This window comes from Flavobacterium branchiarum (assembly GCF_030409845.1).
GTDB classification, from domain to species: domain Bacteria; phylum Bacteroidota; class Bacteroidia; order Flavobacteriales; family Flavobacteriaceae; genus Flavobacterium; species Flavobacterium branchiarum.
In genome coordinates this window covers 263,852-279,193 of sequence record NZ_JAUFQQ010000003.1, presented here as the reverse complement: position 1 = coordinate 279,193, position 15,342 = coordinate 263,852, and the positions used below count along the sequence as shown (strand labels likewise).

The following is a 15,342-nucleotide window of genomic DNA, read 5'->3' as shown; positions in this document are numbered from 1 at the left end:
TCCAAGTAAAACTAATAAAAACTAAAAAATATACCTAACAGGTTTCGGAAACCTGTTAGGATACGAGACTTATTTCACAACCTCAACCCAGAATCCTTTTGTTCGTGCTAAGAATGTATTATCATACATTGCTTCACACTGCAATCCAGGTAAATAATAATTACCTAGATAAGATGCATTCAACAAAATTTTAAACACTTTGGTTTCTCCTGCTTTTAATCCAAAATAGAAATTGGTTCTATCATCACGAATATCGATATAATCGGCGATATTATTTGTTGCATCACCAAAATCTGTAAAACGGGTGTTTACAATTTCAAATCCAGAAGGTAAAATCTGAGTCAATGCTACATTTTCAACACGTTCATTCCTTAGACTTCTAACAGTCACCTCTGCTATAAATTCTGTTCCTTGTGCAATTTTCGATACATTGATAACGCCTCCTTTTCTGTTTTTGAAAACTATAGTAGCCGAAACATTGCTCTGAATTACATTCTCCTGACCTATTGGTAAGATTCCTGTATTTAATACTCGAACATAAATCGTATTCTTTTTATTGTTTTTTAAAGTAACGCTATTCGAACCTGCTTTAACTACTAAGCTTCTATCGGCGACCGTTTTATTTGTTTTTATACTTTCTGTTTTGCCTGCCGAACTATATTGTACGTCAATTCCTTTAGCTCCATTATTCAATGAAAACTTAGACATTGCATACAAACAATAAGCTGTTGTTTGTGTGCTCATCCATTGATCACTTGCCATGTTCTTAGCTAGTTTTGTAGCCATCGCAAATGCTTTTTGTTTTTGATCTAATAACAACATTGTTTCCAAAGCCATAGCACGATTTCTGTCACTTGAACCATAATAGTAATAATTATAACCCGATGCCTCTTCATCAATTTTACTACTCAATAGCAATGCTGAAGCTGCGCTTTTTTGTCCTGCCAAAACATAAGCAGCAGCAAGTCTTAATTTACTTTCATTTGAAATCCCTTTTGTTTCACGCAATCTATTCATTGAAGACAAATCTGATGAACCAGCCAAAGCCAATGTATATAAACGATAAGCTTGCGCTAAATCATTTCCATAACGAACTTCAAATCGCCATTGTTTGGCTTCTTTTTGCTGATATGATAACCATTTTGACTTAAAATTAATTGGCAATACATATCCTTTTTTCTCGGCTTCTATCATAAAATGCCCTGCATATGAAGTTCCCCAATCATCAGCAACAGGATTTCCTTGCCAATATGGAAGTCCTCCATTTGACAATTGGAAACCTCCTAATCTTGCAATTCCTGCTGTTACATTCTTTTGAATAAGCTGCTGACGCGTAACATCAATATCGGCCACATCATTTAGGAATAGTTGCGGAAATACTGATGAAGTTGTTTGCTCTACACATCCATGCGGATATTGAATAAGAAATTGCAACCTTCCATTTAAATTAATCGTTGGCATTGACGACACTTCGAGTTTTGCCTTGTTACTTCCTGCTACGCCAAATGTTTTCCAAACAATAGTCTTAGCGCTATTTGGTTCTAAGATTACATCTGTATACGTATTCGTTACAGGATTTGGATTTGTCATATCAATTTCGACATCGTAAACTGATTTTTCTTTTCCAGAAGTAGCGATAACTTGTACTTTGGCAATTCCGGTTAAGCCACCTACTTCTAAATTAAAATATGCCATCTTTTCATCAGGCTGTGTAAATGTCAATCCTTGAGTCGCACTTCCTATTACTCTTAATCCGTTACTTGTTTTAATTTGTACAGTTACGTTCTTAATGTGTTTTTCCATTGCAAAAATGGTAACTGGAATAGTCACTTTTTCTGAAGGAGAAATTTTTCTTGGCAACGTAGCCAATACCATTAACGGACTACGAACTGGAGTTGCTTTATCCACGCTTCCGTATGCACTTGTATTTGCATCACCAGCAACTACCATTGTTCTTACTGAACCAATGTATTTTGGTAATTTTACTTGATGTGTTTTTGTTTCCCCTTTCTTTAATTTAAATGGCCCTAGATAAATAACCACAGGTTTAAATCGATTGGCTTTTTTAGCTTTACCTCCGCCTAAATCTTGATCTCCACCAATACTAAATATCTGGTTTACTTTACCTCCGTAAGCACCAATCACATCATCATAAACATCCCATGTTTTTACTCCCAAGGCTTCTCTAACATAAAAACTGTCCCAAGCGTTTGGAGTTTTAAAACGAGTTAAATCCAACAAACCTTCATCGACAACCGCAATTGTATAGGTCATTTCCTTGCCTGATTTTTCACTTACTTTTATAGGGAACGTTTGCTCAGGTTTCAATACATCTGGCATTGATAAACTTGGAGCAAGAATTGTAGTTTTGTCAATTACTTCGATTGGCACAATTCCGTACATACGAATTGGAGAATCATTTTTGGTCGATGCATGTGGTTGCAAAAGTGTGATATTGAAATACACATTCGGCGCCATCGCTCCCGTAATTGGAACATCAACTTTAGTTTCTCCTTTTTGAGTATTTACCCATAACGTTTGCACTACTTTAGAACCATTTTCTATAGAAACTAAAGCGCGACCACCCTCACTTGAAGGAAATGATATTTGTGCTTTTTCACCTACTGCATAATTCTTTTTATCTGTAGAAAAAACAAGCATATTGGCTGTAGAAGCATCTGTATTTCTAGTCTTACCTGACCAAATTGGCCAATCGATATTTACAGTTATTGCCGATGCATGTCCGCTAGTTTCATCTGAAACACGAATTAAGTAACGTCCCCATTCTTCATCTGTTAAAGCAAATTGAAAACTTCCTTTTCCGCTTGCATCTGTATTTACAGTAAATGTTTTGTATGAAGTAGTAGCATTCGACGAATTATAATTCGATAAGTTATCACTCGAAGCATCCCACCACCAGCGCCATTCTGTTTTATAAACTTTTACTTCTAGATTTCTTACCGCTTTTGGTCTTCCGTTTTCATCAACTGTCACCACATCAAATCGATTCATTTTACGGGTTTCAAGCATTCCGTATTTTGTAGGCTCAGGCGATCTAACACCTACATAAGTATTGTAAGGTGAATATGTTGTTGAGATAACATCGGTACTGAAATCACCCCCTTCTTCATACACTTTGGTAATAAAGGCAGCTCTTAACATCCCCGGTGCTTGCCCTTGTAATTTAGGTTCAATATTTACAGAAGCTCTTCCGTTTGCATCTAGCTTACCCGAGAAGATATTAACTTCTTCTGTGCTAAATTGACGTACTAAATCATCAAAAACATATTTTTCATAGCCTTTAAATGTAGTGCTTTGTTGCGAAAACTTTGCTTGCATTTCTACATTCAAATTTTTAGCAATTGCTCCATGAAGCCACGTAACTTCAAGGTTACATGTATTGGGATATGAAGAAGAGAGTATTGCTCGTTTAAAACTATTTTTAATTTTTAAACGGTTTGGTTTAATGGTTTCAATTTTTACGCTCTTGTAATATTTTGCTCCACCTACACTTACCATCGCTTCCCAATTTCCGGTTGGTGCTTCAGTATCTGTAGGAACTATAAAAGCATAATGGTTCAGATTATTCGATTTTTGAACCGTTTGATAGGTCACTTTCCCGTTAGGATCCGTTAATCTAAATTTTATCGGATGTGATTTTGGTAATTTATTTGCTGCATCATTAAGTATAAATGACAAATACAAATTATCTCCCGGACGCCAAACTCCGCGTTCTCCGTAGATATATCCTTTTAATCCTTTTTGCAACGTTTCACCAGCAACATCAAAATTACTTACCGACAATGAATTTCCATCATCTAGCTTTACATAAGTAGATTGAGTTCCTAGAGTGACAATAGCAAAATAGGCAAACTTATCTAACTGAAAAGAGGCTATTCCTTCGCTACTTGTTGTTCCTGTGGCAAGTTTTTGTTGCTGAAAACTATATAAATCTACTCGTGCATTAGAAACTGGCTCTGTAGTTATTATATTATTGACTACAAACAAATACGATTTATTTTCTCCTCTTTTAGCAATCACACCTAAGTCTGAAGCTAAAATATTAGTTCCTATTTTGGCGTTATAATAATACGAACCTGTACAAGGATCTTGACTTTCTCTCCATTCATAATCATCATAGTAATAATCATCGTATGAATTGCTACTATAATTTACATCATTCTCATCAACATCTTCTTCTTCCGTTTGCTCTGAATCTGGCTCGTTAGTATCACATTTATACAAAGAGTATGCTTTTTTATACGAGAACTCAACTCTATAAATTGCCCCAGGTTCTGGTGTTATAATTTTGGATAAATCCAAAGCATAGGTATTCCACTTGGTTGGATTGACTAATGGATTATCCTTAAGATTAAGAGTCGTTTTTGCAACAGGTTGCGCCACTCTTTTTAAGTTTTGAGCTCCATTCAATTCATTGTTTTGAAGAAACTGCAGGATATTATTTTTATAAATCTTATATACTTTAACATCTACCGCACTAAGATTTACAGCTTCAAAGTTCAATTTTAAATTATTTGAACTTGGTAAAATCGTTCCGTTTTTTATAAACTTGATATTCGGCTTAATTTGATCAAAAGAAATCTTCTCCGAATAATTCTCGGCCATCTTTCGCCCATATTGACTTTCTATTCCTTGAAAAACTTCTAATAACAATTCACCAGTTACAGCTTGATCAGACACTGGTTCTTCTACAACTTCTTGAACAACTGGCTCAACTACTGCAACACTATCCACAGCGCTACTATCTACAGCAACAGCAGTTGTATCAACAACCGCAACTTCATGTACTACTTCTTGAACTTGCTTTTGGCTACTGAAATAAACTTTCAAAATATTTCCTTGGGTTGAAAACTTTAAGTTATTTGTATTTTGAATGGCTACCAATCCCTTAAAATCTTGTCCTTTCTCTAGTGGTTCCGAAAAATTAATTAATACCGACTGATTGTTTTCATCAGGAATTTCGACTTTTATAATTTTGAATTCAGTAATCGCAGTAATTGGAAAATCCATCTTTCCTTTTTGATCTATGTCAAAATCATTCCCGTCGTAGGAAATCTCAAGATTGCTAGCAGCCGAAAAACGCTGAATACTATCAATAGTAAACTTGAACTCTTTTCCTGAAATAGCAGTTTTGTCAAACTTAATATTGAGATTCTTTCCATTTTGACTTGCCAAAACTAGTTTCTTTGCTGTCTCTACATCTATATTGTCAGCTGTTTTCAATACACAATTCAGGTATTGATATTCCTTACTATAGGACTGCACATCCAAAGTATTTACTATAAAGTCTTGTTTGATTGTTTTAACAGTAAAATTAAATTTAGAAAGATCTTTATCATCCTCTCCTTTTTTTGGAAGCGTAATAAGTTTATCTAAATTTAATGTGACTTGATATTCTGTTCCTGCTTTCAGTTTTTTTTCTGGAATAAAAGCTACTGTATTACTCGAAAGTGCAACTACTTTTCCGTCGACACTTGGTGAAATATCAAATAAATCGCTATCCAGTTCTTGATTGATTTTCCAATCTTTCTTCTCAAAAGCCAAAACAACACGTATATCCGATTGAGACGAAACTATCCCTCCAGTGAAACTTGTTATATAATCTTTGAATAATGAGAAATCAGAATTAAAGTCGGAGGCAGATTTCCTTCCGCAAGCCTGAAAAATAAAAAACACAAAAAACACGTAAACTAATCCTTTTGTTGTCAATTTCATACAGAGTTAATTATTACAAAATTACAATTGCATATAAAATATGCCTTCTTACAATTCAAAACCATAACAAATAAAATGGTCTTTATATTGTAATAAAAGTACTCTAAATTTTAATTACTTCTAAAAGAAAACTCTTCAATACTGATTAATAAATATTTACGTAAAATTCCGAACAACTTATTTAAAAATGTATTATATTTCGTTCTTTTTTTTACAAACCAAAAATACCACCTATTTTGAAAAAAAATTCTACCGAAAACACGTTTATTATTAAAAACAAACCCGTTATCATCTACCTATTAATGATAGTAACTTTGTTTATTTTGTTCTGCTTTTTAGATTATCATATTTTGCCAGCCTCCAAAACAACTGATAAAGTAACCCATTATACTTTAAAAAACACAAGCTCAAAAAGGAGATCTAAACCTCAAACTATTTCTTATCATTACTATACACAGAATGGATTTACATTTTCAACTGCTAAAAGTTATATTGAAGAGAAAGATATAGAACTTGAGCATTCTTTGATCTTAAAATCAGTAAGAAAAGTAAAATCAGGGGATAAAGATTACACCAATATCCTTACTAATGACTTAAGTATTAATGGAATTCTCTTTTACTTTTGCTGTACGTTACTTCTTTCGATAGCCATCAGTTTAAAGATACTTCATTCAAAAAAAGCTTTTTCTGAAAACACATTTTACAATATAATTTGTTTTAATACATTTATGATATTGGTATGTCTTTATATGACCTATCTGTATTAAAGTGAGTATACGGAAATAACTTTAATAGGTAAATACAATATCTCTTAAAGTTTTTCCGGTATTTATCTTCTTCTTTTCGCAAAAAAACGTTTCATCAAGTCTGAAGCTTCATTTGCCATGATTCCTCGAACAACAACTGTTTTGGGATGTAGCTGTGTGCCCATTTTTTTGTAACCGCGATGTTCATCACTGGCTCCAAAAACAATTTTCGAGATCTGACTCCAATACAAAGCTCCCGCACACATCTGGCAAGGTTCCAGCGTTACATAAAGTGTACAGTCTTTTAAATATTTCCCACCTAAAAAATTAGCTGCAGCTGTTATAGCTTGCATTTCGGCATGAGCTGTAACATCATTTAATAATTCGGTTAGATTATGACTTCTTGCAATGACCTTATTATCAATTACAATAATGGCTCCAACAGGAATTTCATCTTTATCAAATGCCATTTCAGCTTCTTGCAAAGCCTTTTTCATAAAATACTCGTCGGTGAAAATATCTATCATGAAACAAAAATACATTTTTAGTAACTATTTATTATTACATTTATTTATTGAATTAAAATCATGGCCACAAAACACAAAATAACAATTCCGAACCCCTGCAATGAAAACTGGGACGAAATGACTCCAAAAGACAATGGAAGATTTTGCCTTAGCTGTACAAAAACAGTAGTCGATTTTACGGCAATGTTACCAGAAGAAATTCAGCATTATTTTATTTCAAATCAAAATAAGAGTGTCTGCGGGAGATTTAAAAAATCTCAACTGGACAATATTATAATTCAAATTCCGAATCACGTTTTACATTCGCAAACTCATTATCATAAAATGTTTTTACTAGCATTGTTTATTAGTATGGGAACTACTTTGTTTAGTTGCGCGGATAAAAACGGAACTAAACAAAAAATAAATAAAATAGAAATTGTTGAAGATTCTTCAACCACAGAAAATATTATGGTTGGAGATATTAAAGCTAGCGAAAATAACCCAAGGTATCCTACTCCTCCTCCTCCAAAAGTTGACCAAATAAAATTTACAAAACCTGTATCTATAATTACAAATAAAAAAATAAAATTAAAAAAACAATCAAAAATCAGTTGTGAAGACAATTCAGTTACTGAAGATGTTTATAATGGCTACACCGCGATTGAAGTAGATCCTGAATACAGCGGAGGAATTGAAAAATTTTATACTTTTTTCAAAGATAATTTTAGATTACCAGAAGAAGCAAGAGCAAAATACGGAGAAATAGAACTCTCTTTTGTAATTTCAAAAGATGGCTCTATAGAGGATATCAAACCGATCAAAGATATGGGCTTTGGAAATATGGACGAAGCTATTAGGGTTTTAAAATCTTCTAAAAAATGGAAACCTGGTGAACAAAATGGAAAAAAAACAAGAGTACGATATTTACTATCAATTCAAAAAGACACTCTAAATTCTTCAATAGAAAATAATATTTCTACAATAACTGCAATTAGCGCCGTTAAAGGCTGAAATGATAATCAAATAGAAAGAATTAAATTTAAAACCGTAAATTTGTTTTTTACTCAAAAATGAAAAATAATTTACTTTCAAGCATATTCAATCCAGCCGATTTACGTCTGTTACAAGAAGAACAACTTCCACAAGTTGCTCAAGAATTACGTAATTTTATTATTGATGTTGTTTCTGTAAAAGAAGGGCATTTAGGTGCTAGCCTTGGTGTTACCGAACTTACCATTGCATTGCATTATGTTTTTAATACACCTGATGATTTACTCGTTTGGGATGTTGGACATCAAGCTTATGGGCATAAAATATTGACTGAAAGAAGAGACCAATTTCACACCAATAGACAGCTTCATGGTATTTCTGGGTTTCCTAAAATAGCTGAAAGCAAATATGATACTTTTGGCGTAGGCCATTCATCGACTTCTATATCTGCAGCATTAGGAATGGCAATTGCTTCTAATTTAAAAGGCGATTTCGAAAAACAACATATAGCAGTTATTGGCGATGCTTCAATCGCATCGGGAATGGCTTTTGAAGGTTTAAATCATGCTGGGGTAACTGATGCCAATTTATTAGTGATTCTTAATGACAATGCTATCGGAATAGATCCTAGTGTTGGAGCACTTAAAAAATATCTTACTGCTGTAAAAGAAGGAAAAAATCCGAAGAAAAACAATATGATTAAATCATTGAATTTTGATTATTCGGGACCTATAAACGGACATGATATTTTTGAATTAATAAAAGAATTAAAACGATTAAAAAATATAAAAGGACCTAAATTCCTGCATATCGTTACTACCAAAGGAAAGGGATTACAGCAAGCTGAAGACAATCAGGTTCAGTATCATGCTCCAGGTAAATTTGATGCTACAACTGGAGAAATAATTCCAAAAATAGAAAATAATCTGCCTCCAAAATATCAAGATGTTTTTGGATTAACTATTTTAGATTTAGCACAAAAAAACGAGAAAATCGTTGGTATTACTCCTGCAATGCCATCTGGAAGCTCTCTTAAATTTATGATGGATGCTTTTCCAAAACGTGCTTTTGATGTGGGTATTGCCGAGCAACATGCTGTAACACTTGCCGCTGGAATGGCTACTCAAGGAATGATTGTGTATTGCAATATTTACTCTACTTTTTTACAACGTGCGTACGACCAAGTCATACACGATGTTGCTTTACAAAATTTACCTGTCATATTTTGTCTTGACAGAGCAGGTTTGGTCGGAGAAGACGGTGCTACTCATCATGGCGTATTTGATATCGCATATTTGCGTTGCATTCCTAACATAATTATATATGCTCCCTTAAACGAAATAGGATTACAGAACATTTTATATACTGCGCAATTAGGATTGAACCATCCTATTGCTATTCGATATCCTAGAGGCAGGGGTGTCGTTACCGATTGGCAAAAGAACAATTTTAAGAATTATGCTACAATCGAAATCGGAAGAGCTACTTGCCTTAAAGAAGGAAATCAAACAGCTGTTTTATCTACAGGAACAATTGGAAACAATGTAATAACTGCACTACAAAACTGTGCTAATCCGAACAGTATTGCTCATTACGACTTTGCTTTCATCAAACCACTAGACAACAAACTATTACACACTATTTTTACAAATTTCAAAAACATAATAACAATCGAAGATGGAACTGTAACTGGTGGTTTCGGAACAGCTATTCTAGAGTTTTCAGCCCTTCATAATTATACAGCAAACATAACAACATTAGGAATTCCTGATACTTTTATTGAACATGGAACTGTTACCGAATTGCAACAATTATGCAATATTGACGTTAAAAGTTTAGAAATTCTTTTTTCTCTTGCTTAAAAAGAATTATTTTGCACAGCCAAAACAAAAATTGCCATAATGAAATTATTCCATTTACCCATTTTAATACTTTTTTTATTTTGTTCATCTAAAAATTTCGCTCAGAAATCTTTAATTCAAACTCAAATATCTCCCGTAATTCAAACTCAATTACCAGATGAGGAATCTAATTGGACTAAGAAAAATAAATTAGGCTTTGATATTACCCAAATTGCTTTTGTAAATTGGAGTGCTGGGGGAACTAGTTCTATTTCTGGACTTTTTAAAGGTGAATTTTCAAGAGTATACGCAAAGGACAATCATAAATGGGCAAATGAACTTTTACTAAAATACGGTTTAAATAAACAAGATGGTATTGAATTACGTAAAACTGATGATGCTTTTCAGTTTAATTCCACTTACGGTTTTAGAAGAGACACCCTTTCAAACTGGTATTATTCTGCAAAATTCAATTTAAATTCACAATTCACTAATGGATATTCTTATCCAAACACTGCCATTCCTATTTCCAAACTTTTTGCCCCTGCTTATGTATTCTTAGGAGCTGGAGCTGAGAATGCTAACAAAAAGAAAAATCGCACTTTTTATTTCTCACCAATAACATTAAAGACCACATTGGTATTAGATCAAACATTGGCAAATCAAGGAGCATTTGGTGTTAGAAAAGCAATTTACATAGAAGACCCTGAGGATCCTACCAATAAAATTCTTGTTGAAGAAGGTCAAAAAATAAAAGCGGAATTTGGTATTTTATTCACTGCTTATTCAAAGAATGAGATTTTCAAAAATATCTTTTTCGAAAACCGTCTGAGTCTTTATACCGATTATCTAAATCGATTCGGAAATGTCGATATCGATTATGATACCCGCCTAGATCTTGTTGTAAATCAATATGTAAAAGCCAATGTTGGCATTCATTTCGTTTATGATGACGACATCAAATCTAAAAAAGAAATAGGCGGAGTACAAGTTACCGAAGGACCAAAAGTACAATTAAAACAAGTTCTTGGTGTTGGTGTTGTTTATGCTTTTTAACAACTAACTTGTTTTTCTTCCATTTATAGTGTCGAACAATTCCAATGCATTTCCATCTGTTAATAAGGAAACGTAATGGCATATGTGCAACAATCTTTCATATAATCCTTCTTTTTCTAAATGGTGTTTTTCTGGCAACATTTTTAAAATCAAAGTATCATAGTTTGACGCTTCATCGTTGTATTTATTATTAAAAGCTGTAATAAATTTATCTAGAAGTGTCTGGATTATCTGATAACCAACTATTTCTTTTTCAATCACTTCGCGACTTTGATATATATTTTGAACACTCAAATTTATAATATCATTCATTTGTGCTTTATATTGGCTTTTATCCATTAAAGCATATGGGAATTTACCTGCTAGAATTGCTTCTTCATTGTCAATAAAAACTTTAACCGCATCATTTATCAAACTACCAATTGCTAGCGCACGTAAATAACTAATTCGATCTTCTTTTGTTGTTAGTGTTTTATATTTAGCAACTCCAATATTGTCTTTTACCAGTTTAATCAAATATTCCAGAGCATAATCTTCAGAGACTAAACCTAGATTTATTCCGTCTTCAAAATCAATAATAGTATAACAAATATCATCGGCTGCTTCTACTAAATAAGCCAAAGGATGTCTTTCAAAACCAATATCATTTCCGGACTTATTAGGTAGCATTCCCATATCGACAGCTACTGTATTAAAAAAATCTTTGTCAGTCTGGAAGAAACCATATTTTTTATCGGCTATATCTTTCGTTGGCTTTTTTGGTAAACTTTCTTTCGGGTATTTCATAAATGCTCCTAACGTGGCGTACGAAATTCTAAGACCTCCCTCTATTCCTGGGCGACTTGCTGTTAGTACTGAAAACCCATTTGCATTACCTTCAAAATCTATTAAGTCTTGCCACTGTTTGTCCGTTAAATGCTCTTTATATTTTTGTCCGTTTCCAATTGAAAAATATTCTCCAATTGCTTTCTCACCCGAATGTCCAAAAGGTGGGTTTCCTATATCGTGTGCCAATGATGCTGCAGCTACGATAGCTCCAAAATCATTCATATGATACCCATGAATCTCTTTTAGGTATGGATATTTTTCGATTATTTTTTTTCCTACCAAACGTCCTATTGAGCGTCCCACAACCGAAACTTCTAAACTATGCGTTAAGCGGGTGTGTACAAAATCAGTTTTCGAAAGTGGAATTACCTGCGTTTTATCTTGTAGACTTCTAAACGCCGATGAAAATATTATTCGGTCATAATCTACTTCAAATCCCAATCGTGTATCATCTTGTTCTACACGTAATCTTTTGCTAGTATCGCCTTGGCGTTTGAGTGATAAAAGTTGTTCCCAGTTCATTGTAATTTTTTTCCAATTTTGTTTTCAAAGATACAGAAATAGATATGTTTTAAAGAAAAACTCGTTTTGTAATTCATCGGCTTTCTAAAATATCTAATGCAATCTAAAATGCCAATGCTGTACTGTGCTTTATTTCTCCCATTACAAAAATACTATTTGTATTACCTATGTTCTCAATCGTTGACAATTTATTCATTACAAAATCCTGATAACTAGCCATGTCCTGAACAAGTATTTTTAGCATAAAATCATAATCACCAGCAATATTATAACACTCAATAATTTCTGGCAGGGCAACAATATCTTTCACAAAATTACTTCCCACATTTTTCGCATGTTCCTTTAATCGAACATTGCAAAAAACAATCATGCCACGATTCATCTTTTTCTTATCTAATAATGCGACATATTTTGTAATATACCCATCTCTTTCCAATCGTTTTATACGCTCATAAACGGGCGTAACAGTCAAGAATAATTTACTTGCCAAGTCTTTTGTATTGATATTTGAGTTTTCCTGAAGGTGTTTCAAGATCTCTAAATCGGTCTTATCTAAATTTTCCATAGTAATTTTTACGGCTAAGGTTCGTTTTAAAAGGATTAATCAGTATTAAAATCTGCAAAAACCCACTTAATTAAGTCAATTCACTTAAATACAGACCAAATATAAGTTTTAAAAACCAATACAATAAATTTGTTCAGTAAAAAATACTGAAACAAAATGAAAACAAATAATTTAGGTTATCCTCGAATTGGAAGCAACAGAGAATTAAAAAAAGCTAGTGAATTATACTGGTCAGGGAAAATTTCGGCTGATGAACTTCTGGAAGTTGGAAAAAACATTCGCCGAGAAAACTGGCAATTACAAGCTGAATCTGGTATTGATTTAATTCCTTCAAATGATTTCTCTTTTTATGACCAAGTTTTAGATCTAACAGTAAGTTTAGGAGCAATCCCTGAACGTTATACTGATTTTGCAAGAACTAATTCGGCTATCGATTTATATTTTGCAATGGCAAGAGGTTCGCAAAAAAACGGACAAGATGTTGTTGCTATGGAAATGACTAAGTGGTTTGATACAAACTACCATTATATAGTTCCTGAGTTTACAAGAAACCAAAAATTCACTCTGTTTTCAGAAAAAATAATCAATGAGTTTAAAGAAGCTAATGATTTAGGAATTGCTACAAAACCTGTACTTATAGGCCCTATCTCTTACTTGCTTTTAGGAAAAGAAAAGGAAGATGGTTTTCATAGAATTGATCTTATTGAATCTTTACTTCCTGTCTATTTTGAAATTTTCGAGAAACTAGAAGCCGAAAATGCGACTTACATTCAATTAGACGAGCCTTTCTTGGCTTTAAATCTTAGCGATAAAGAACGTACTACTTATGTAAAAGTGTATAACGAAATCAACAAACGTTTCCCTAACATTAAAATCATTCTTGCGAATTATTTCGATTGTTATGGTGAAAATCTAGCTACGGCATTGGCTTTACCAGTTGATACTTTGCATTTAGACTTAGTTCGTTGTCCGTTACAATTAGAGGACATTTTAGAATCCAATCAATTAGCCCCAAATGTGAATCTTTCTCTTGGTTTAGTTGACGGAAGAAACATCTGGAAAAATGATTTTAAAAACTCATTGGCAATTATAGAAAAAGCAGTTAATGCTCTAGGTAAAAATAGAATTTTAATTGCGCCTTCTTGCTCCTTAATTCATAGTCCATGCGATTTAGAATTAGAAACAAACAACGAAACACTGACTCCTGAAATTAAACAATGGCTGGCTTTTGCTAAACAGAAAATTCAAGAAGTTGTTTTGTTAAAGCAGTTTGCTACAAAAGAAATTGACATTGCAAACTCTATTCGTTTTGCAGAAAACACTTTGGCTAATGAGAATAGAAAAACATCTAAGCTAATTCATAACGAATTGGTTAAAAATCGTGTTGCAAACATTACTCCTGATGATGACAAACGCAAGAACCCTTTTGCTATTCGTAGAGAGAAACAAACAAAGGCTTTAAATCTTCCCTTGTTTCCAACAACAACAATTGGTTCGTTTCCGCAAACTCCTGAAGTCCGTAGTTGGAGAGCAAAATTTAAAAAAGGAGAATTATCTCAACAACAATACGACGATTTAATAAAGAAAGAAACTGAAGAAACGATTCGTTTTCAAGAAGAAACTGGTATTGATGTTCTTGTTCATGGCGAATTTGAACGCAATGATATGGTGGAATATTTTGGCGAGCAATTAGATGGATTTACATTCACGAAAAATGGTTGGGTTCAAAGTTACGGTAGCCGTTGTGTAAAACCTCCTGTAATCTACGGTGATGTATCGCGACCTAGACCAATGACTGTAAAATGGTCAGAATATGCACAATCGTTAACTCCTAAATGGTTAAAAGGAATGTTAACTGGCCCAGTAACAATTTTACAATGGTCATTTGTTCGTAACGACCAACCGCGTTCTCAAACCTGTACCCAGATTGCATTGGCAATAAGAGATGAAGTAGTCGATTTAGAAAATGCAGGAATTAAGATAATTCAAATTGACGAACCTGCTATTCGTGAAGGATTACCATTACGCAAAGAAGAATGGGCAACTTACTTAGATTGGGCTGTAAAAGCATTTCGTATTTCGGCTAGTGGCGTTAAAGACGATACTCAAATTCATACCCATATGTGTTATAGCGAATTCAATGATATCATTCAAAACATTGCCGATATGGATGCCGATGTAATTACAATTGAATGTTCTCGCTCGCAAATGGAATTACTTGATGCTTTTGCCGATTTTAAATATCCTAACGAAATAGGTCCTGGAGTTTATGATATACACTCCCCTCGTGTGCCATCTAGAGAAGAAATGGTAAAATTGTTAGAGAAAGCCGCTGCGGTTATTCCTGTAAATCAACTTTGGGTTAATCCTGATTGTGGTTTAAAAACCCGTCATTGGGATGAAACAAAAAAAGCATTAATTGAAATGGTAGCTGCTGCCCAAGAAATGAGAGTTGCCGTTGAAACTGAAATAAGCCTATAATTTTTATTTCTTATTGCCAATTGAGTGGAGTCGAAAATCTTGTAGTTATGATTTATTTCGACTTCGCT

Annotated in this window: 9 protein-coding genes; 5 read left to right on the top strand and 4 right to left on the bottom strand. The window is 33.4% G+C overall.

What is annotated here, in order from left to right; translation table 11 throughout:
• Positions 1-69: 69 nt before the first annotated feature.
• Positions 70-5,730, bottom strand: coding sequence for an alpha-2-macroglobulin family protein (locus QWY99_RS01585; RefSeq protein ID WP_290265277.1), 5,661 nt, complete (start codon positions 5,728-5,730; stop codon positions 70-72).
• A gap of 242 nt (positions 5,731-5,972) precedes the next feature.
• Between QWY99_RS01585 and QWY99_RS01580 the strand changes: the two genes are divergently transcribed.
• Entirely contained in the window at positions 5,973-6,503 is a 531-nt protein-coding gene (locus QWY99_RS01580; protein ID WP_290260178.1) for a hypothetical protein, read from the top strand.
• Between the two features lie 62 nt (positions 6,504-6,565).
• On the opposite strand, the gene QWY99_RS01575 is transcribed toward QWY99_RS01580, so the two are convergent.
• Complete coding sequence (locus QWY99_RS01575; protein WP_290260176.1) at positions 6,566-7,009, bottom strand: nucleoside deaminase; 444 nt, start codon at positions 7,007-7,009, stop codon at positions 6,566-6,568.
• Between the two features lie 183 nt (positions 7,010-7,192).
• Here QWY99_RS01575 and QWY99_RS01570 point away from each other — a divergent pair, with 183 nt between their 5' ends.
• Genes QWY99_RS01570 through QWY99_RS01560 form a run of 3 tightly spaced genes read left to right on the top strand, consistent with a single transcriptional unit; the run spans position 7,193 to position 10,878 of the window.
• On the top strand, positions 7,193-8,002 hold the full coding sequence (locus tag QWY99_RS01570; protein ID WP_290260174.1) for an energy transducer TonB: 810 nt from the start codon (positions 7,193-7,195) through the stop codon (positions 8,000-8,002).
• Between the two features lie 59 nt (positions 8,003-8,061).
• Positions 8,062-9,843, top strand: coding sequence for a 1-deoxy-D-xylulose-5-phosphate synthase (locus QWY99_RS01565; RefSeq protein WP_290260172.1), 1,782 nt, complete (start codon positions 8,062-8,064; stop codon positions 9,841-9,843).
• Between the two features lie 39 nt (positions 9,844-9,882).
• Positions 9,883-10,878 (top strand): DUF3078 domain-containing protein, encoded by a 996-nt coding sequence (locus QWY99_RS01560; RefSeq protein WP_290260170.1) that lies wholly within the window; start codon positions 9,883-9,885, stop codon positions 10,876-10,878.
• A 3-nt stretch (positions 10,879-10,881) separates the two neighbouring features.
• On the opposite strand, the gene QWY99_RS01555 is transcribed toward QWY99_RS01560, so the two are convergent.
• Together QWY99_RS01555 and QWY99_RS01550 are read right to left on the bottom strand one after the other, a co-directional pair.
• Positions 10,882-12,228: a deoxyguanosinetriphosphate triphosphohydrolase gene (locus tag QWY99_RS01555; RefSeq protein ID WP_290260168.1), complete on the bottom strand. Its 1,347-nt coding sequence runs from the start codon at positions 12,226-12,228 to the stop codon at positions 10,882-10,884.
• A 103-nt stretch (positions 12,229-12,331) separates the two neighbouring features.
• Positions 12,332-12,793 carry an Lrp/AsnC family transcriptional regulator gene (locus QWY99_RS01550; protein ID WP_290260166.1) on the bottom strand — a complete coding sequence of 154 codons (462 nt, stop codon included), beginning with the start codon at positions 12,791-12,793 and terminating at the stop codon, positions 12,332-12,334.
• A 156-nt stretch (positions 12,794-12,949) separates the two neighbouring features.
• Here QWY99_RS01550 and metE point away from each other — a divergent pair, with 156 nt between their 5' ends.
• Complete coding sequence (gene metE / locus QWY99_RS01545; RefSeq protein ID WP_290260163.1) at positions 12,950-15,274, top strand: 5-methyltetrahydropteroyltriglutamate--homocysteine S-methyltransferase; 2,325 nt, start codon at positions 12,950-12,952, stop codon at positions 15,272-15,274.
• Positions 15,275-15,342: the final 68 nt, after the last annotated feature.

What these genes read in the sequence shown, in the direction of transcription:
- QWY99_RS01555 (WP_290260168.1), bottom strand. Translation starts at nt 12,228, where the DNA reads ATGAACTGGGAACAACTTTTATCACTCAAACGCCAAGGCGATACTAGC.
- QWY99_RS01560 (WP_290260170.1), top strand. Translation starts at nt 9,883, where the DNA reads ATGAAATTATTCCATTTACCCATTTTAATACTTTTTTTATTTTGTTCA.
- QWY99_RS01570 (WP_290260174.1), top strand. Translation starts at nt 7,193, where the DNA reads ATGTTACCAGAAGAAATTCAGCATTATTTTATTTCAAATCAAAATAAG.
- QWY99_RS01550 (WP_290260166.1), bottom strand. Translation starts at nt 12,793, where the DNA reads ATGGAAAATTTAGATAAGACCGATTTAGAGATCTTGAAACACCTTCAG.
- metE (WP_290260163.1), top strand. Translation starts at nt 12,950, where the DNA reads ATGAAAACAAATAATTTAGGTTATCCTCGAATTGGAAGCAACAGAGAA.
- QWY99_RS01565 (WP_290260172.1), top strand. Translation starts at nt 8,062, where the DNA reads ATGAAAAATAATTTACTTTCAAGCATATTCAATCCAGCCGATTTACGT.
- QWY99_RS01575 (WP_290260176.1), bottom strand. Translation starts at nt 7,009, where the DNA reads ATGATAGATATTTTCACCGACGAGTATTTTATGAAAAAGGCTTTGCAA.